Source organism: Cupriavidus sp. 2SB, assembly GCF_005503625.1.
GTDB lineage: Bacteria > Pseudomonadota > Gammaproteobacteria > Burkholderiales > Burkholderiaceae > Cupriavidus.
This window is the reverse complement of the sequence record NZ_SCMX01000013.1, coordinates 1-17,588: the sequence shown is the minus strand read 5'-3', so window position 1 is coordinate 17,588 and position 17,588 is coordinate 1. Positions and strand designations below refer to the sequence as shown.

Genomic DNA, 17,588 nt, shown 5'->3' with positions numbered 1-17,588 from the left:
CCAGGCGCTTCGCACCCTCCCGCGCATGATCACCTGGCTTGACCCGCAGGATCCGTTTCCACCCGTCGAGCACGCGCTTGGCGCCACAAGTGACGCGCCCGGTCTTCTCGCAGCCAGCCGAGACCTCACACCCCAGCGGCTGTTGCTCGCCTACCGGCAGGGCATCTTCCCGTGGTACTCCGATGGTCAGCCGGTGCTGTGGTGGAGCACCGACCCCCGCATGATCCTGGTCCCTGCGGCCCTCAAGATATCCCCCTCCCTGCGCAAGACGCTGCGACGGGTACTGCGCGACCCGGATTGGGAAATCCGCGTGGACGACAACTTCGTCGCAGTGATGCGGGCCTGCGCCATGACGCCGCGCGACGGACAGCTCGGCACGTGGATTACCGACGAGATCGTTTCCGCCTACAGTGCACTGCATCGGGGAAGCCGCGCACACTCCGTGGAAACCTGGTATCAGGGAGAGCGCGTTGGCGGGCTGTATGGCGTGGCGCTGGGCCGCATGTTCTATGGCGAATCAATGTTCGCGCATCGCACGGACGCGTCGAAGATCGCGCTGGCGGCCCTGTGCGGTTTCCTCGCGAATCACGGTGTCACCATGATCGACTGCCAGCAAGAGACGGATCATCTGGCCTCCCTTGGCGCCCAGCCAATTCCGCGCGGAGAATTTGTGGCCCATGTGCGGCAAGCGACTGCCGCGTCGGACATCCAACCCTGGCGCTTCGACAAGACGGCTCTGACCCATTGGACGGGTTCGCAGGCCAACGCCGCTCACGGCTGACCGCTACTGGCGCGGCAGCAGCGCCCCTTCCAGCCGGCCGATGCGGGAGTTGAGCTGCGAAGCGTTATCGGACAGGAACTCCAGCCGTCGATCCACCCGGTCCAGCCGGCGCTCGACCTTGTCGATCTGGCCCGATAACCGCTTGTCCATTTCATCGATCCTGCCGGTCAGCCGCTTGTCCATTTCTTCGATTCTGCCGGTCAGCCGCTTGTCCAATTCGTCGATGCTGCCGGTCAGCCGCTTGTCCATCTCCTCGATCTTTGTTTCGAGTGGCGCAAGTTCGCTCCGGATGGCTTGCGGAAGTACACGCTGCACCTCGTCGCGGACCACCTGCGGGACAACCCGCTGCACCTCCTCGCGGACAGCCTTCCCGACTTCCGCGCGAATGCTCTGCTGGATCATCCCCGTCTGCTGCTGCAGCATGCCAAACACGGCGGCGATCACTGTGATGCCGACCGCGACAACCGTTGCCATGTTGGCGTATCGGCTCCATCGTCCGCCGTCCCCCGCCAACCCGGCATTTCCTGCCGTGCCAGCGTCCGTTATCGCCAGGGTTCTCATGTTCTTCTCCATTCATGTGCCAGATGCCCCACATGGTAAGGAGTGATGGCGCGAAAGCGATATGGGACGACTCTCAAAATGCATGCAGTCTTCGCAACGCGCAAATGAGCCGCGCCGGACCCCGGCTCACCGTCCTCCATCGTGTCTGATAGACTGCCTATCACACCCATGGAACACGCCTGAGCCGGTGCTCGACCTCCGCCCCTAGACGTCATGAGCAAGCTAAAGGAACTACCGCTATCCGCGCTGCAGTTTTATGCGACGGCGCCCTACGCCTGCAGCTATCTCGATGGTCGCATGGCGCGCTCGCAGGTGGCCACGCCGGCCCACCTGATCAATGCCGACGTCTATTCACGGCTGGTACGCGCCGGCTTCCGCCGCAGTGGCATCTTCACGTATCGCCCTTATTGCGACGAATGCCGTGCCTGCACGCCCTGCCGTGTGGTGACAGACCAGTTCCGGCCCGATCGCAGCCAGCGCCGGGCCTGGCGCCAGCATCAGGGGCTGCAGGCGCTGGTGGCGCCGCTGACCTATGTCGAAGAACACTACGCGCTCTATCTGATGTACCAGTCGATGCGTCATGCCGGGGGCGGCATGGATCAGGACAGCCGCGACCAGTACGAGCAGTTCCTGCTGCAGAGCCGCGTCAACTCCCGGCTCGTGGAGTTCCGCGAGCCGCCTGGCTCGGCCGAGGCCGGCAAGCTGCGCATGGTCAGCATGATCGACGTGCTCGATGACGGCCTGTCTTCGGTCTACACGTTCTACGATCCGCTGATCGAGGGCGCCAGTTATGGGACGTACAACATCCTCTGGCAGATCGCCCAGACGCGCGAACTTGGACTGCCACACCTTTACCTGGGCTACTGGATCGCCGAAAGCCGCAAGATGGCCTACAAGGCGCGCTTCCAGCCGCTGCAGGTGCTGACGGGCAACCAGTGGCAGGCATTCGATGAAGCGTCGGCACCCGCCGCTCCACCGCCTGCGCCACGCCAGCCGGGTCCGGCACAGGAATGAGCCATCGCTGAGCGGCTACAATGCCGGCCTGATACCGACTTCACGCCGGCCGCCGGCCGCTCCTGCCCCGTGCTCAACGCGCTCTACCCCCTGTTTCGCCCCGCCCTGTTCTCGATGGATGCGGAGGACGCCCACCATTTCACGCTCAACAACCTGATGCGCGCCCGGCGCCTGGGGCTGGCCGGCTGCATCGGCAACAGCATTGCCAGCGATCCGCGCACCGTGATGGGCATCCGCTTTCCGAATCCTGTGGGCCTGGCAGCCGGACTCGACAAGGACGGCGCCTATATCGACGGCCTGGCCGCTTTCGGGTTCGGCTTTATCGAGGTGGGAACCGTGACGCCCCGCGCGCAGCCCGGCAATCCGCGTCCGCGCATGTTCCGGCTGCCGCAGGCGGATGCGCTGATCAACCGGATGGGTTTCAACAATGGCGGCGTGGATGCGTTCGTGCGTAACGTGCAGGCGTCGCGCTGGAAGGCCGAGGGTGGCGTGCTGGGACTGAACATCGGCAAGAACGCCGATACGCCAATCGAGCGCGCGGCGGACGACTACCTCTATTGCCTGGAACGCGTCTATCCGCACGCAAGCTACGTGACGGTCAACATCTCGTCGCCGAACACCAAGAACCTGCGCCAGTTGCAGGGCGCCAGCGAACTGGACAGCCTGCTGTCCACGCTCAAGGCCGCGCAACAGCGGCTGGCCGACCAGCACAAGCGCTACGTGCCGGTCACGCTGAAGATCGCTCCCGATCTCGATGACGATCAGATCCGCAATATCGGCGATGCACTGGTGCGCCACCAGATTGATGGCGTGATCGCCACCAACACGACCATCTCACGCGATGCGGTCAAGGGCCTGCCCCATGCCGAGGAAGCAGGCGGGCTGTCGGGCCGCCCCGTATTCGATGCGTCGACGCGTGTGGTGCGAGAGCTGCGCAAGGTGATTGGCGATGCGCTACCGATCATCGGCGTGGGCGGCATCTTCGACGGTGCCGGCGCGCGTGCAAAGATCGATGCCGGTGCCGAGCTGGTGCAGGTGTACAGCGGCCTGATCTATCGCGGCCCCACGCTCGTGCGCGAGTGTGCCACGGCGCTCAGAGCGGCAACGTAAGGCGCGCTTCCAGGCCGCCTTCACTGCGATTGGCCAGCCGCAGGTCCGCGCGAATCGCCTGCGACAGCCGTCGGGCAATGGCGAGTCCGAGCCCGCTGCCCTGTGCGCGCGCCGCCGTTTCCGGCGCGCGATACCAGGGCTGGAACACCGTTTCGAGTTGCGCGGGAGAGATCCCCGGGCCGGAATCGACGACGCAAACCGTCAGCCGCTGCGCCTCCACGCGCACCGACATCTGCACATTGCAGCCGTAGCGCAGTGCATTGTCGATCAGGTTGACGAGTATCCGTCGCAGCGCATGGGGGCACGTCAGCACGGGGCATCCGATGCGGCCCTCCAGCGGGATGGGACGACCGGCTTCCCGATAGTTGACCAGCAGCGCATCGAGCAAATGATCGGCATCGACATGCCGCAATGACTGGGGCGCACTGCCCTGCATGCGGGCGCAGGCCAGGCTGGCCTCGGCTAGTTCGCGCATTTCGTCGAGATCGCGCTCGATGGCACCGCGCAGCACGGCATCGTCGATCAGTTCGCTGCGCAGCATCAACCGGGTCATCGGCGTGCGCAAGTCGTGGGCGTACGACGCCTGCACCGCCAGCAATTCCGATTCACGCTCCACGCATTGCTGCTTCGCCAGATTGATTGTTTGTACGAGCCGCCTGACGACGGCCGGCCCCTCCACTGGCAGGAACTGGCCCACATCGTCGGACGGTGGCGGATTCTCGATCCGCGAGGCGAGCGTACCCAGGGCCGCCTGCACCGCCAGCAGATGCGCCGCACAGAGCGCGGCAACGACGGCGAAGCCCATCACGCAGGCCAGCAACACGAAAATTGCTATCTCCGCCGCGGCGGACACGCGTCCCATCACCCCATGCAGGCCGATCCACGCAGCAACCCCGAGCAGCATCACCAGGAGCGCCGACACACCGATGCGTACGCGATCGTAGCGGGCAAAAGTATCGCCGCAGCGACGCAGGACGCCCTTGGCCGGCCCGGTCTCAGCCGCGGTCAGTGGCGCCGCAGGCGCGGCGATGCGGTGCGAAAGGGTCGGTTGCATGGTCATCACATTCTCCGTAAGCCGCCTCACAGAACGGCTGAACGGTATGACACCATGGTCGCAGTGCACGCACCATTGAACGTGAGTTCGCCCACCCTATACGTTCATTTACTGCACCCTATGCGAGGTGACGATATCGCCACCCCGGCTGTTTCGGGAAAATCAGCGCACCGCCACCGTCTTCGGCTCAAGGTATGAAACGAGCCCCGCCAGGCCGAACTCCCGGCCCACACCCGATTGACGGACCCCGCCGAACGGCGCCAGCACCTCCGGATCGATGCGATTGACCAGCACCGATCCGGTCTGCATCTGCGCCGCCACGCCCCGCGCACGCGCCACATCCGCCGAGTACACGTAGCCGAACAGGCCGTAGACCGAGTCGTTAGCAAGATCGACGGCCTCCTGTTCGGTCTCGTAGCCGATGATCGACAGGACCGGGCCGAAGATTTCCTCTCGGGCGATCTCCATATCGTTGTGGACGCCGGCGAATACCGTAGGCTTCACGAAGAAACCTTCGGGCAGACCTTCCGGACGGCCTTCGCCACCGGCCACCAGCACGGCGCCCTGCTCCAGGCCGCGACGGATGAAACGCTGCACGCGATCGAACTGTGCGCGACTGGCCAGCGGGCCGATCGTCGTGGCCGGGTCGCGCGGATCGCCCACCTGGAGCTTCCCGACGATCTCGCGCACCCGCTCCGTTACTTCGGCCATGCGCGCATGCGGCACCAGCAGCCGTGTGCCGGCCACGCAAGCCTGGCCGTTGTTCATGAACGCCCCGCCCACCGCCAACGGCAGCGCGTGGGCCAGGTCGGCGTCATCGAGCACGATGGCCGCCGACTTGCCCGATAGCGCCAGCGTCACGCGCTTCATGGTCTCCACTGCGGCCCGCGCAATGACCTTGCCGGTCTGCGTGGAGCCGGTAAAGGAAATCCGCGCGACATGCGGGCTGGTACAGATCTCGTCACCCACATCGGCGCCACGGCCCAGCAGTACATTGAACACACCGGAAGGCAGGCCAGCCTCGTGCAGCGCTTCGCAAAGAACCTGGGTCTGGAGCGGGCTCAGTTCGCTCGGCTTGATCACCGTGGCGCAACCCGCCGCCAGCGCGGACGCCAGCTTGCTGCACACCGTGCCCGCCGTGCTGTTCCACGGTGCGATCAACGCCGAGACTCCTACCGGCTCCATCGTCACCGTGGCCGTGCCCACCTCGTAGCTCAGCGGGTATTCCTCCAGTGCCTGCGCTGCACTGGCGAAACATTGCGACGCGTACTGGCTGACCCACTGGGCCCGCGCCACGGGCGCACCGTACTCTTCGATGGTGACATCCCGGATCGCATCGGTGTAGCGCAGCACCGCAGTCTGCAGACGTCGCAGCATGTCGATGCGCTCGGCCTTGCCAGTCTGGCGTAGCAGCGCCTGGGCATCGCGCGCGGCAGCGATGGCGCGGCGTGCGTCGGCACGATTTGCCAGCGTCACCACGGCGAGCGGCGCACCGGTTGCGGGATTGGCAATCTCCAGGGTTTCCGTGCCCTGCACGCGCACGAACTGGCCATCGATATAGGCGGTATTCAGGTTTCGCATGGTATTTCTCCAAATGCACGGCAACGTTGAATCGCGCTGCCATGAGGGCCACTGTAAGGCGCCGACGTATCGCATCCGTAGCTTGCGGTGGGCGTTGTGTGATCCGACGTATCGCGGCAAAGCCGTGATACACGCCGATACAAGCCCGCCCCTTCCCAGACACAAAGGCAATACACGGCCCCGTCTCAATGGAGCCCAGACCAAACCCCGCCTGGAGAAGCCCCATGAAGAAGATCCACACTGCCGCCATCGTTGCAGCAGGCGCCGCCACGTTGTGCGCCACGCTCTTCGCCGCGCACGCCATCGCCGCAGAGAAGTCGGCGGACAAGGCCGCAGCGAATCCGAATGCCTCGCCGATCTACGGCGTGACGATTCCCGAGGGCTATCGCAAGTGGGAACTGGTGGCACCGGCACTGGAACACGAGCCACTCAACGAACTCCGTACCGTGGTGGGCAACCAGATCGCCATCGACGCCTACAAGAGCGGCAAGCTGCCGTTCCCGGACGGCGCGGTACTGGTCAAGCTGGCGTGGAAATACACGCAGTCGCCCGACTTCGCCTCCGCGCTGGTTCCAGGCAAGGCCACCACCGTGCAGGTCATGGTCAAGGACTCGAAGAAGTACGCGGCATCGGGCGGTTGGGGCTACGGGCGCTTCATTGACGGCAAGCCGGCCGACCTGGCCCAGCATCAGACCTGCTTTGCCTGCCACAACGCGCTCGTGAAGGACCGGGACTATGTGTTTACCCGCCTTGCACCGTGACGCAATTTGTAGCAGGAGCCGCTTGCGGCAGGTGAGCCAAAACACGCCAAAATCGGCTTTTCGGCGCAATTTCTTGCGGTAGCCTCGTCCCCCGGAGGCGTTTTACGGCAGGATATGCCGCTATGCAGCACTAAAAGCGAGCCATCCCACCCCCGAAAATGGTATCCTCGCAGGCTTCGCGCCGTCGCATCCGATGCGGTCACGCGCGCGCCTGCACCTGCCGCCAGGCGCGCAGCGTCCTCCTTGGACCGCCGGGCCGTCATGCAGCACGCTTTTCGTGTACGTGGTCGCCCTGGCAGGACGGCCGTGTACCGCTTGCGGCTGACTGATAGCACCGATCCTTCGGGGGAGAACAATTACATGCTGCGTCTCAAGGCATCCACCACCCAGACCATCCTCGGCAGCGCGGTCGCGCTGGCCCTGCTCTACGGCGGCGCCGTGCAGGCCCAGACGGCTACCGTGAAGGTCCTGTCGATCGTGGATCACCCGGCGCTCGACGCCATTCGCGACGGTGTGCGCGACGAACTGAAGGCTGCCGGCTACGACGCCGACAAGAACCTGAAGTGGGAATACCAGAGCGCCCAGGGCAATCCGGGGACCGCCGCACAGATCGCACGCAAGTTCGTGGGCGACCAGCCGAGCGCCATCGTGGCCATCGCCACGCCGTCGGCACAGGCCGTGGTCGCCGCCACCAAGACCGTTCCCGTGGTGTACTCCGGTGTGACCGATCCGGTGGCTGCCCAGCTCGTGAAGACCTGGACCGCCACGGGCACCAACGTCACGGGCGTCTCGGACAAGCTGCCGCTCGACAAGCAGGTCACGCTGATCAAGCGCGTCGTTCCCAACGCCAAGACCGTCGGCATGGTCTACAACCCCGGTGAAGCCAATTCGGTGGTGGTGGTCAAGGAACTGAAGGAACTGCTGGCCAAGCAGGGCCTGTCGCTCAAGGAAGCCGCCGCACCGCGTACCGTGGACATCGGACCGGCTGCCAAGAGCCTGATCGGCAAGGTCGACGTGATCTACACGAACACCGACAACAACGTGGTCTCGGCCTACGAATCGCTGGTCAAGGTGGCCAACGAATCGAAGATCCCGCTGGTGGCGTCCGACACCGACAGCGTGAAGCGTGGCGCCATTGCCGCGCTGGGCATCAACTACGGCGATCTCGGCCATCAGACCGGCAAGGTCGTGGTTCGCATCCTGAAGGGCGAGAAGCCCGGTGCGATTGCCTCGCAAACTTCCGACAACCTGGAACTGTTCGTCAACACCACCGCCGCTGGCAAGCAGGGCGTGACGTTGGCCCCGGATCTGGTCAAGGAAGCCAAGACCGTCATCAAGTAATACCGCCGCGCCGCGCGCCCTACCCTGCGGCGCGCGGCCCGAAGCGCCCCCATGGCCCTACCCGGGCCATCCGGACGGCCCGCAAAGGATTCCCCCATGTCCCTGTTTTCCCTGATGGGCGCCCTGGAGATCGGCCTGATCTTCAGCCTCGTGGCGCTCGGGGTGCTGATCTCGTTCCGCATCCTCAATTTTCCCGACCTGACCGTCGATGGCAGCTTCCCGCTGGGTGGCGCCGTGGCGGCCACGCTGATTTCCGCCGGACAAGACCCATTCGTATCGACGCTGGTGGCGATCGTCGCCGGCGCGATGGCGGGTTTCGTCACTGGCTGGCTCAATGTGCGGCTCAAGATCATGGATCTGCTCGCCAGTATCCTGATGATGATCGCGCTGTACTCGGTCAACCTGCGCATCATGGGACGTCCCAATGTGCCGCTGATCACCGAGCCGACAATCTTCACGATTCTCCAGCCCGAATGGCTGCCCGATTACTTGCTGCGCCCGCTGGTGCTGTTTGTCGTCGTGATCCTTGCCAAGCTCGCGCTGGACTGGTTCTTCTCGTCGCAGCTCGGCCTCGCCATGCGCGCGACCGGCGCCAACCCGCGCATGGCGCGCGCCCAGGGCGTGCCCACCGGCCGTGCCACGCTGGCCGGCATGGCCTTGTCGAACGCGCTGGTGGCGCTGGCTGGCGCGCTGTTCGCCCAGACGCAGGGCGGCGCCGATATCTCGATGGGTATCGGCACGATCGTGATTGGTCTGGCAGCCGTGATCATCGGCGAGACCATCATTCCGGCGCGTCGCCTCGTCTACGTGACGCTGGCCGTCGTGATCGGCGCGATCCTGTATCGCTTCTTTATCGCGCTGGCGCTGAACTCGGAATTCATCGGCCTCAAGGCGCAGGATCTGAATCTTGTCACCGCCGCGCTCGTGACGCTGGCGCTGGTGCTGCCGGCCACGCGCAAGAAGCTGTTCGGCCGCAAAAATGGAGGTGCCTGACATGTTGCGCGCTGAAAACCTGAAACTCACGTTCAACCCGGGCACGCCAATCGAGAACCGCGCGCTGCGCGGTCTGAGCCTGGAAATCCCGGCGGGCCAGTTCGTCGCCGTGATCGGCTCGAACGGCGCGGGCAAGTCCACGTTCCTCAACGCGGTGAGCGGCGACACGATGGTCGACACCGGCCGGATCATGATCGATGACACCGACGTGACGCGCCAGCCGGCCTGGGATCGCGCCCATCTGGTGGCGCGCGTGTTCCAGGACCCGATGGCCGGTACGTGCGAGGCGCTGACGATCGAGGAGAACATGGCGCTGGCCATGGCACGCGGCTCGCGTCGCGGCTTCCGCCCGGCGCTGAACAAGCCCTCGCGCGAGTTGTTCCGCGACAAGCTGCGCTTGCTGAACCTCGGCCTGGAAAATCGCCTGACGGACCGTATTGGTCTGCTTTCGGGCGGCCAGCGTCAGGCAGTGAGCCTGCTGATGGCATCACTGCAGCCGTCGCGCATTCTGCTGCTCGACGAGCACACCGCCGCGCTGGACCCAAAGACTGCAGCGTTCGTGCTGGAACTGACCGCGCGCATCGTCGAGGAAAGCAAGCTGACCACGATGATGGTCACGCACTCGATGCGCCAGGCGCTGGACTATGGACAGCGCACGGTCATGCTGCACCAGGGGCAGGTCGTGCTCGACGTGTCCGGCGAGCAGCGCAAGGGGCTCGACGTGCCGGATCTGCTGAAGATGTTCGAGCAGACACGGCACGAGCAGCTGGATGATGATGCGTTGTTGTTGGGGTGATTAACTCTAGAAGTTACTCCCCTCTCCCGCCTGCGGGAGAGGGGTCGGGGGAGAGGGCCAGCGGTTCAAATTGCAGCATGTCGGCAAGCAGAACCTCCTGCTCTCTCCCCCAGCCCCTCTCCCACGATGTGGGAGAGGGGAGCGCTACCGCGGTAGGTTCAGATCAAACCGTCCCCGCCTTCTCCAGCCATTTTCCCAACTGATCCGTCACGGCCGTGCTCGAAAACGAGCAGCTGTCTTGCGCAAACGCTGCAGCCATCTCCATGCGGCGCAGCAATTCTTCCATCGCCTGACCAAACACCGGTGGCAACGTCAGCGACGTCGCCGAAGCACGCCATTGCGCGACCAGTTCGCTGACCGGCAACTGGCCGGCGATGTGCGAATCGAGTGTCTGCCGCATCGCGGCCAGCGTAGATTGATTGGCGCCCATCAACGCGCCCTCCTTTCTTTATAAAGTTCTCGGAACGTGCGACCGCTTGGGGCCGGCATGTCGCGGGTATCGGTCCACCCCTTGCCGGCCATCGGCAATCGGGAAATCAGTTTGCCACGCCCGCCCATGCGCGCCATCAGCCGCGCGCCGAGGCGAGTGACGAACGCGTAGAGATCCGGTCGACGCGCCACATAGCCCCAGACCTGCAGCGCCATGCGCTCCTGCCAAGGCCGCAGGCCGCGCTCCATCTGCTTTTCGCGTAGCTTGCGCAGCAGGTCGGACAACGGGATCGACGCCGGACACACGCGGTTGCATTCACCGCACAGCGTAGCCGCCTGCGGCAAGTCCACGGCGTTGGCCAGCCCCACGTAACTCGGCGTCAATACGCTGCCCATCGGCCCCGGATACACCCAGCCATACGCGTGCCCCCCAATCTTCTGGTAGACCGGGCAATGGTTCATGCAGGCCCCGCAGCGGATGCAGCGCAGCATCTCCTGAAACTCGCCGCCGATGAGCCCGCTGCGTCCCCCATCGACCAGCACGAAGTACATATGTTCGGGACCATCGCGCTCGCCTTCTGCGCGCGGCCCGGTCAGGATCGAGAAATAGTTGGAGATGGCCTGCCCGGTCGCCGAGCGTGGCAGCAGGCGCATCACCGTGGCCAGGTCCTCCAGCGTCGGAAGCACCTTCTCGATACCGGTCACGGCCACGTGGACGCGCGGCATGATCGTACACATGCCTTCGTTGCCCTCGTTCGTGACCACGGCCACCGAGCCGGTCTCCGCGATGATGAAGTTGCCGCCCGTCACGCCCATGTCGGCGGACAGGAACTCCGGACGCAGTACCTCGCGGGCTTCGCGCGTCATCTCCGGAATATCGGTCAGGCGCGGCTTGTTATGGACCTTGGCGAAGAGATCGGCAATCTCGTCCTTGTCCTTGTGGATCACCGGCGCAATGATGTGCGACGGCGGTTCGGCATCGTTGATCTGCAGGATGTACTCGCCGAGATCGGTCTCGATGCTCTGCACGCCCATCTCGCCAAGCACCTGGTTCAGCCGCATTTCCTCGGTCACCATCGACTTGCTCTTGATGACCTTCTTCACGCCGTGCTTCTGCGCGATCTCGGCCACAAGCCTGGCTGCGTCCGCAGTGGATTCCGCGAACAGCACGGTGGCGCCACGCTTCGTTGCGTTCTCCTCGAACGTGGCGAGCCAGACATCGAGGTTTTCCAGCGCCCGGTTGCGACGCTCCTTGAGCGCGGCGCGCGTGGCATCGAAGTCGATATCGCGGATGGCGTCGGCGCGTGCGGTCACGAACTTCGTGGAGAGCTTCTTGAGGTTCTGCTGCAAGCGCTGGTCGGCCAGCTTCTGGCCTGCGCGCGCCTTGAATTCCATGCTGTGGACTTGCATCGTGGGGGCTCCGATGTTGGGTTGGCGTGACCGCGTCAGGCGTCGCCCGCCAGCACCTGCGCGATATGGAGCACGCGCGTGCGTGAATCGCCTGACCGCCGCAGGCGGCCTTCGATATTGAGCATGCAGCCCAGGTCGCCCAGCACCACGGCATCCGCGCCACTGGCCTGAATGTTGGCGCATTTCTCGTCAACGATTGCCGTGGAGATATTGCCGTACTTGACCGAGAACGTGCCGCCAAACCCGCAGCATGATTCGCAATCCTTCATCTCGGTCAGTTGCACGCCGGGCAGTTTGCCAAGCAGCGCGCGCGGCTGCTGCTTGACGCCGAGTTCGCGCAGCCCAGAGCAGGAATCGTGATACGTAACGTGCCCGGAAAAACCCGAGTCGAGCGACTCGATCTTCGCCACGTTGACCAGGAAATCGGTGAGTTCGTACACCCGTTCCCGCAGCCGCTCGTAGCGGCCATTCAGTTCGGGATCGTCGCGCAGCAAGTCGTGATAGTGCTGGCGGATCATGCCGCCGCATGAACCTGAAGGCACCACCACGTAATCGAACATCTCGAACTCGCGCAGGAATTTCTCGGCCAGATCGCGCGAGACGGTTCGTTCTCCGGAGTTATAGGCAGGCTGACCACAGCAGGTCTGCGCCTCGGGCACCATGACCTCATAACCCGCCGATTCCAGCAGTTTCAGCACCGAAAACCCGATTTCGGGACGCATGAGGTCCACCAGACAGGTGGCGAACAGTCCGATTCGCATCGTTGAACCTTTATTCCAGACCCGGAAACCCCGCAATTATGCCTGCCTGCCCCGCCACTGCGGGCATCGGCGTGCATGGGGAAACCCTTGGGCGGTGCTGTGCACCTCACCTTTCTATGAGGTGCATGCTTCATTTCATGCGGCCGCTCATCGCGCAATGTCTGGAAGGAAATCTCGGGAATCGCATTTCACCAGTTGAAATTTTCACAATGCGAGATAGAATCAGGCAGACGCTTAATTTTTGCCGCACGGCAACATTTTCCCTATGGCAGAAGCAGACAAGTCACCCGGCAAGACCTCGATCCAGGTGATCGAGCGCATGATGACGCTACTGGATGCGCTGGCCCAGCACGCAGACCCCGTCAGCCTGAAGGAACTCTCGCTGGCTACCGGCCTGCACCCTTCTACCGCGCACCGCATCCTCAACGATATGGTGGCGTGCCGCTTTGTCGATCGTTCCGATCCAGGCAGCTACCGCCTGGGCATGCGGCTGCTGGAGTTGGGCAATCTCGTCAAGGCGCGCCTGTCGGTGCGCGACGCGGCGCTGGCGCCGATGCGCGCACTGCACCGCGTCACCGGCCAAACCGTGAACCTGTCGGTACGCCAGGGCGATGAGATCGTGTATATCGAGCGCGCGTACAGCGAGCGCTCCGGCATGCAGGTTGTGCGCGCCATCGGTGGCCGCGCGCCGCTGCATCTGACCTCGGTCGGCAAGCTGTTTTTGGCCGCTGACGAATCGGCTCGCGTACGCAACTACGCCACGCGCACCGGCCTGGCCGGCCATACGCGCACGTCGATCACCGAGATCGCCCGGCTGGAACGCGAGTTGAGCTGGGTCCGCTCGAACGGTTATGCACGCGACAACGAAGAACTGGAGCTTGGCGTGCGCTGCATCGCCGCCGGCATCTACGACGATTCGCGTCGGCTGGTGGCTGGCCTGTCGCTGTCAGCACCCGCGGATCGGCTGCAGGATAGCTGGCTGCAGAACCTCAAGGAAACCGCGTTGCAGATCTCGCGCGGCATGGGCTATGTGCCCGATACGGTGGCGGCCTGATCGCAGTCCGGCTCGGCAAGCCATGCAATGAAAAACGCGCCGGAGGGCTTGGCCCCCGGCGCGTTTTTCGTTGCAGCAATCTGAATGTGATCAGGTGCCGTGCGAGTGATGGGACACCAGAACCATCGCAGGGGACTTAGGACCCTGCGTAAGATTGGGCGTCGAAGGAAAAGGGCGAGGCTGGCCCCCTGCCGACGGAGGCTGATGCTCAAGCCAGCTTCGCACCCGGGTGGCATCGGCAAAGCGCGACAGCTTGCCCACCGAATCCAGGAACACCATCACCACGTTGCGATCATTGACGCGCGTCTGCATCACCAGGCACTGGCCGGCCTCGGAGATATAGCCGGTCTTCTGCAGGCCGATTTCCCAATTGCCGCCGCGCACCAGGCGATTCGTGCTGACGTAGTGTTGCGAGCGGCCCAGCACATTCACTTCGTGCTCGGTCTGCGTGGAAAACTCGCGGATAGTGGGATTGCGATACGCCGCATTGACCAGGCGCGCCAGGTCCATCGCACTGGAGACGTTACTGCTCGACAACCCGCTGGAGTCGACGAAGTGGCTGTCGTTCATGCCCAGTTCGCGCGCCTTCTTGTTCATCGCGCTTACAAACGCCGGCAGGCCACCCGGATAGCTGCGGCCCAGCACGGACGCGGCGCGGTTCTCGGACGACATCAGCGCGAGCAGCAGCATCTCATGGCGCGTCAGCGTGGTCCCAAAGCGCAGGCGCGAGCTGCTGTGTTTCTCGGTATCCCGGTCATCCTCGGAAACCGTCAGCATTTCATCCATCGGCAACCGGGAATCCATCACCACCAGCGCCGTCATCAGCTTGGTAATGGAGGCGATGGGCAGCACGGCCGTGGAATTCTTTTGGAACAGCACCTCGTTGGTGTTTTGATCCAGCACCAGGGCGACGGACGAACGCAGCGACAGCGCGTCATCGGTATCGCGCAGGCCCATGGCCTCGCCCAACGACGGTTTGGCCGGCACGAACGCGGCACGGACCGGGGCGGCACGGCTGGCCACCACGGTGCGCTTGCCGTTCTTCACGACAATCACCTTGCGCGAGGACGGCGCGGCACTAACGGCTGCAGTCTTCTTCGAGGATTTTACGGATTTAGCGGATTTTGAAACTTTTTCGGTCTTTTTGGCCGACGATTTCGTCGCAGTCGACTTCGTCGCTGCGTACGCTACCGGTGCGGTCATCAAGGCAACGGACACCAATGCCGTGGTGGCAAAGGCCGTCAGTTGGGGAAGGCCGAAGAGTCGAGACATAAAGGATTCGGTCCGGAACATGGTCTGCTCAGCGCGGCTGCGGAATGGCGCTAGTTTAGAAAATTAAGAAATCTATAGCAAGATTAATGACTTACAGCGGCTCTTTAAAGTTGGAATTACAAACATTTCCACATTATGAAAAATGAGCCGCTTAAGTCATTCACTCGCTACCACAAATACAACAAAGTGCAACTACTCCCGGCGATACCGAAAGGTTTCGCCAGCGGATTAAGTCAGGACAGAAAACGCGCGAACTGTCCAACTGGTTCACGCTCCGTCATCAACTGGTTGGCCGTAGCATCGGGATCGGCAAAGCCGAGGGACATGCCGCACACCACCATCTCCTCATCGGTCAGTTTCAGGTGTTCCTTGATGATGCGATGAAACTGCGTGAAAGCCGCCTGCGGACACGTATCGAGCCCACGTGCGCGCGCCGCCACCATGATGCTCTGGAGGAACATGCCGTAATCCAGCCAACTTCCCTGCTCCATGATGCGATCGATGGTGAAGATCAGTCCGACCGGCGCATCAAAGAAACGGAAGTTGCGCGCGTGCTGCTCGTGCATGCGCGATTTATCCTCGCGGCGGATATCGAGCAGGCTGTACAAGTCCCAGCCCACCTTTCGGCGGCGCGCCAGGTAGGGATCGACCCACTCACGCGGGTAGTACGGATATTCCTCGCGATACTTGGCATCGCGTTCAGGATCGTCGTATGCCGTCAGCACATCGGTGCAGAAACGCACCTTGGCGTCGCCAGACAGTACGTAGACCTTCCACGGCTGCGTATTCGTGCCCGAAGGCGCACGGCTGGCCACGGCCAGGATGTCTTCGATGGTCTGGCGCGGCACTGGCGTATCCAGGAATGCGCGCACCGATCGACGCGTGGTGATGGCGCGATCGACGCAGGCTGCCTCATCGGGGTTCGACATACTTGGCGGTCTCCTTAGTTCTTGTTCACTGCGTTGTTGTCATGGGGCTGGTTCACGACCAGCCTCTCAAGTGCCTGGCGCAACGGCTGCGGCAACGCCACCGGCCTCCGCGTCTCGCGATCCACGTAGACGTGCACGAAATGGCCCTGCGCCGCAGCGATCTCGTCATCCCCGCGAAACAGCCCCACCTCGTAGCGCACGCTCGTCTTGCCAAGCTTCGCCACACGCAATCCGGCCACCACCGTGTCCGGGAAAGTCAGCGACGAGAAATAATTGCACTGCGTCTCGATCACCAATCCGATAGTGCTGCCTGCTTCGATATCCAATGCACCCGCATGAATCAGGTACGTGTTCACGACCGTATCGAAATAACTGTAGTAGACAACGTTATTCACGTGGCCATAGACATCGTTATCCATCCAACGTGTGGTGATCGGCTGGAAGTGCTTGTACGCGGAGCGGTGAGCAGGTTCGGGCTTCATCGAGAGGAAGTCAGTCGGACTACAACGGCAACAGGCCAGTGGGATAGCGCTGCCGACGCCACACGAAAGTTCGTATGAGCACGCGGCACGCCGCAAGGTTCCAAACTTTTTGCGATGACTGCAACAAAGTCATGATGCGGTGACAAAGGCCGCTGCATCTTGCACGCAGCTTTCTGTCGAATGGCGCGCATGATACTGCGCAGCCAGAGCCACCGTCTGCGTATGCACAGCCACGGTGTTTTCGATCTGGTTGCCATAGCCACCGGCCATTGCCACCGCAACGGGAAGACGTTGCGACAGCGCGAAGTCGAACACCATCTTGTCGCGTCGCGCCAGGCCCGCCATGGTCAGCCGCAGGCGCCCCAGTCGATCGTCTTCATGGGGATCGGCGCCGGCCAGATAGATCAGCAGGTCGGGAGCAAAGCGGGCATGAAGCATGTCGAGCGCGCCGGCGAGCGCCGCCATGTACGTATCGTCGTCGCACCCATCGGGCAGGCCTACGTCGAGATCGCTCGCTTCCTTGCGGAAGGGGTAGTTCTTCTCGCCATGCAGCGAGAGCGTGAAGATGCTGGAATCGTCCCGCAAAATCGATGCAGTGCCATTGCCCTGATGGACATCGAGGTCGATCACGGCCACGCGACGCACGGCGCCATCACGCTGCAATCGACGCGCGGCGATGGCGGCATCGTTGAACACACAGAAACCGCCGCCCTTGTCGGCATAGGCATGGTGCGTGCCGCCGGCAAGGTTCACGGCGATGCCCTGCGTGAGTGCGGTCTGGCATGCGGCAATCGTGGCACCGGCCGAACGTCGAGAGCGCTCCACCATTTCATGGGACCACGGAAAACCGATCTCGCGCTGACGCGCGGCATCGAGTTGTCCGGATGAGACTTCAGCAACATACGCAGGGGTGTGGGCCAACGTCAGGTCGCTATCGTCGGCTCGTGGGGCTTCATGCAGCACCAAGCCCGGCACCTCTCGGACCACGGCATCGCGCAGCATGCTGTATTTGCGCATCGGGAACCGATGGCCGGGAGGCAGCGGCAGGACGAAGTGGTCGGCGTAGAAGGCGAACATGGGAACGGGGCGGAGCAGATACGGACGGCTTGTGATGGCTTCACATCATTGACCGACCGGGCAGTCAGCGATGGTAGCACCGTCCTGCACGCAATGCGTCATGGCGCTTCAAACACCTGCCTTTCGTGCATCGCACCAAGTTGCCGTATCGGTATTTACCCTTGTAGGACACTGCGTACGTG

Annotated in this window: 18 protein-coding genes; 8 read left to right on the top strand and 10 right to left on the bottom strand. The window is 63.4% G+C overall.

Annotated elements, in window-relative coordinates; genetic code table 11:
* Positions 1-25: 25 nt before the first annotated feature.
* Positions 26-781 (top strand): leucyl/phenylalanyl-tRNA--protein transferase, encoded by a 756-nt coding sequence (gene aat, locus FFS21_RS08635; RefSeq protein ID WP_137924413.1) that lies wholly within the window; start codon positions 26-28, stop codon positions 779-781.
* Positions 782-784: 3 nt separating this feature from the next.
* On the opposite strand, the gene FFS21_RS08630 is transcribed toward aat, so the two are convergent.
* Positions 785-1,342: a hypothetical protein gene (locus FFS21_RS08630; protein WP_137924412.1), complete on the bottom strand. Its 558-nt coding sequence runs from the start codon at positions 1,340-1,342 to the stop codon at positions 785-787.
* A 213-nt stretch (positions 1,343-1,555) separates the two neighbouring features.
* On the opposite strand from FFS21_RS08630, the gene FFS21_RS08625 reads away from it, so the two are divergent.
* Both FFS21_RS08625 and FFS21_RS08620 read left to right on the top strand, forming a co-directional pair.
* Positions 1,556-2,356, top strand: coding sequence for an arginyltransferase (locus tag FFS21_RS08625; RefSeq protein WP_137924411.1), 801 nt, complete (start codon positions 1,556-1,558; stop codon positions 2,354-2,356).
* 69 nt (positions 2,357-2,425) lie between these two features.
* Positions 2,426-3,466, top strand: coding sequence for a quinone-dependent dihydroorotate dehydrogenase (locus tag FFS21_RS08620; protein ID WP_137924410.1), 1,041 nt, complete (start codon positions 2,426-2,428; stop codon positions 3,464-3,466).
* On the opposite strand, the gene FFS21_RS08615 is transcribed toward FFS21_RS08620, so the two are convergent.
* On the bottom strand, positions 3,450-4,526 hold the full coding sequence (locus FFS21_RS08615) for a sensor histidine kinase (protein ID WP_249359224.1): 1,077 nt from the start codon (positions 4,524-4,526) through the stop codon (positions 3,450-3,452). The genes FFS21_RS08620 and FFS21_RS08615 overlap by 17 nt on opposite strands.
* Positions 4,527-4,682: 156 nt before the next feature.
* Entirely contained in the window at positions 4,683-6,101 is a 1,419-nt protein-coding gene (locus tag FFS21_RS08610; protein WP_137924409.1) for an aldehyde dehydrogenase family protein, read from the bottom strand.
* Between the two features lie 224 nt (positions 6,102-6,325).
* Between FFS21_RS08610 and FFS21_RS08605 the strand changes: the two genes are divergently transcribed.
* The 4 genes from FFS21_RS08605 (at position 6,326) to FFS21_RS08590 (ending at position 9,992) form a co-directional block, all read left to right on the top strand.
* The gene (locus tag FFS21_RS08605; RefSeq protein ID WP_137924408.1) at positions 6,326-6,862 is read left to right on the top strand and encodes a cytochrome P460 family protein; all 537 of its coding nucleotides are present in this window, start codon (positions 6,326-6,328) and stop codon (positions 6,860-6,862) included.
* Positions 6,863-7,222: 360 nt separating this feature from the next.
* Positions 7,223-8,203 carry an ABC transporter substrate-binding protein gene (locus tag FFS21_RS08600; protein ID WP_137924407.1) on the top strand — a complete coding sequence of 327 codons (981 nt, stop codon included), beginning with the start codon at positions 7,223-7,225 and terminating at the stop codon, positions 8,201-8,203.
* Between the two features lie 96 nt (positions 8,204-8,299).
* Positions 8,300-9,196 (top strand): ABC transporter permease, encoded by an 897-nt coding sequence (locus tag FFS21_RS08595; protein WP_137924406.1) that lies wholly within the window; start codon positions 8,300-8,302, stop codon positions 9,194-9,196.
* Between the two features lies 1 nt (position 9,197).
* A complete protein-coding gene (locus FFS21_RS08590) occupies positions 9,198-9,992 on the top strand; it encodes an ABC transporter ATP-binding protein (RefSeq protein ID WP_137924405.1) in 795 nt (264 codons plus the stop codon).
* A 163-nt stretch (positions 9,993-10,155) separates the two neighbouring features.
* On the opposite strand, the gene FFS21_RS08585 is transcribed toward FFS21_RS08590, so the two are convergent.
* From FFS21_RS08585 to FFS21_RS08575, 3 genes are read right to left on the bottom strand one after another with little or no spacing between them, the layout of a single operon-like run.
* Entirely contained in the window at positions 10,156-10,422 is a 267-nt protein-coding gene (locus FFS21_RS08585) for a hypothetical protein (protein ID WP_137924404.1), read from the bottom strand.
* Positions 10,422-11,831, bottom strand: a complete 1,410-nt coding sequence (locus FFS21_RS08580; RefSeq protein ID WP_137924403.1) for a LutB/LldF family L-lactate oxidation iron-sulfur protein — start codon at positions 11,829-11,831, stop codon at positions 10,422-10,424. The genes FFS21_RS08585 and FFS21_RS08580 overlap by 1 nt, the downstream gene beginning before the upstream one ends.
* A 35-nt stretch (positions 11,832-11,866) precedes the next feature.
* Positions 11,867-12,592, bottom strand: coding sequence for a (Fe-S)-binding protein (locus tag FFS21_RS08575; protein ID WP_137924402.1), 726 nt, complete (start codon positions 12,590-12,592; stop codon positions 11,867-11,869).
* Between the two features lie 265 nt (positions 12,593-12,857).
* On the opposite strand from FFS21_RS08575, the gene FFS21_RS08570 reads away from it, so the two are divergent.
* Positions 12,858-13,646, top strand: coding sequence for an IclR family transcriptional regulator (locus tag FFS21_RS08570; RefSeq protein WP_137924401.1), 789 nt, complete (start codon positions 12,858-12,860; stop codon positions 13,644-13,646).
* Positions 13,647-13,736: 90 nt separating this feature from the next.
* Here the strand turns inward: FFS21_RS08570 and pbpG are convergent, their stop codons facing one another.
* From pbpG to FFS21_RS08550, 4 genes are all read right to left on the bottom strand, one after another.
* Positions 13,737-14,939 (bottom strand): D-alanyl-D-alanine endopeptidase, encoded by a 1,203-nt coding sequence (gene pbpG, locus FFS21_RS08565; RefSeq protein ID WP_137924400.1) that lies wholly within the window; start codon positions 14,937-14,939, stop codon positions 13,737-13,739.
* A gap of 212 nt (positions 14,940-15,151) precedes the next feature.
* Complete coding sequence (locus tag FFS21_RS08560; protein ID WP_137924399.1) at positions 15,152-15,847, bottom strand: nitroreductase; 696 nt, start codon at positions 15,845-15,847, stop codon at positions 15,152-15,154.
* 14 nt (positions 15,848-15,861) lie between these two features.
* On the bottom strand, positions 15,862-16,329 hold the full coding sequence (locus FFS21_RS08555) for an acyl-CoA thioesterase (protein ID WP_137924398.1): 468 nt from the start codon (positions 16,327-16,329) through the stop codon (positions 15,862-15,864).
* 129 nt (positions 16,330-16,458) lie between these two features.
* The gene (locus tag FFS21_RS08550) at positions 16,459-17,406 is read right to left on the bottom strand and encodes a histone deacetylase family protein (RefSeq protein ID WP_137924397.1); all 948 of its coding nucleotides are present in this window, start codon (positions 17,404-17,406) and stop codon (positions 16,459-16,461) included.
* Positions 17,407-17,588: the final 182 nt, after the last annotated feature.

Excerpts from the sequence above, each read along its gene's own strand:
- aat (WP_137924413.1), top strand. The coding sequence starts at position 26 with ATGATCACCTGGCTTGACCCGCAGGATCCGTTTCCACCCGTCGAGCAC.
- FFS21_RS08630 (WP_137924412.1), bottom strand. The coding sequence starts at position 1,342 with ATGAGAACCCTGGCGATAACGGACGCTGGCACGGCAGGAAATGCCGGG.
- FFS21_RS08625 (WP_137924411.1), top strand. The coding sequence starts at position 1,556 with ATGAGCAAGCTAAAGGAACTACCGCTATCCGCGCTGCAGTTTTATGCG.
- FFS21_RS08615 (WP_249359224.1), bottom strand. The coding sequence starts at position 4,526 with ATGACCATGCAACCGACCCTTTCGCACCGCATCGCCGCGCCTGCGGCG.
- FFS21_RS08610 (WP_137924409.1), bottom strand. The coding sequence starts at position 6,101 with ATGCGAAACCTGAATACCGCCTATATCGATGGCCAGTTCGTGCGCGTG.
- FFS21_RS08605 (WP_137924408.1), top strand. The coding sequence starts at position 6,326 with ATGAAGAAGATCCACACTGCCGCCATCGTTGCAGCAGGCGCCGCCACG.
- FFS21_RS08600 (WP_137924407.1), top strand. The coding sequence starts at position 7,223 with ATGCTGCGTCTCAAGGCATCCACCACCCAGACCATCCTCGGCAGCGCG.
- FFS21_RS08595 (WP_137924406.1), top strand. The coding sequence starts at position 8,300 with ATGTCCCTGTTTTCCCTGATGGGCGCCCTGGAGATCGGCCTGATCTTC.
- FFS21_RS08590 (WP_137924405.1), top strand. The coding sequence starts at position 9,198 with ATGTTGCGCGCTGAAAACCTGAAACTCACGTTCAACCCGGGCACGCCA.
- FFS21_RS08585 (WP_137924404.1), bottom strand. The coding sequence starts at position 10,422 with ATGGGCGCCAATCAATCTACGCTGGCCGCGATGCGGCAGACACTCGAT.
- FFS21_RS08580 (WP_137924403.1), bottom strand. The coding sequence starts at position 11,831 with ATGCAAGTCCACAGCATGGAATTCAAGGCGCGCGCAGGCCAGAAGCTG.
- FFS21_RS08575 (WP_137924402.1), bottom strand. The coding sequence starts at position 12,592 with ATGCGAATCGGACTGTTCGCCACCTGTCTGGTGGACCTCATGCGTCCC.
- FFS21_RS08570 (WP_137924401.1), top strand. The coding sequence starts at position 12,858 with ATGGCAGAAGCAGACAAGTCACCCGGCAAGACCTCGATCCAGGTGATC.
- pbpG (WP_137924400.1), bottom strand. The coding sequence starts at position 14,939 with ATGTTCCGGACCGAATCCTTTATGTCTCGACTCTTCGGCCTTCCCCAA.
- FFS21_RS08560 (WP_137924399.1), bottom strand. The coding sequence starts at position 15,847 with ATGTCGAACCCCGATGAGGCAGCCTGCGTCGATCGCGCCATCACCACG.
- FFS21_RS08555 (WP_137924398.1), bottom strand. The coding sequence starts at position 16,329 with ATGAAGCCCGAACCTGCTCACCGCTCCGCGTACAAGCACTTCCAGCCG.
- FFS21_RS08550 (WP_137924397.1), bottom strand. The coding sequence starts at position 17,406 with ATGTTCGCCTTCTACGCCGACCACTTCGTCCTGCCGCTGCCTCCCGGC.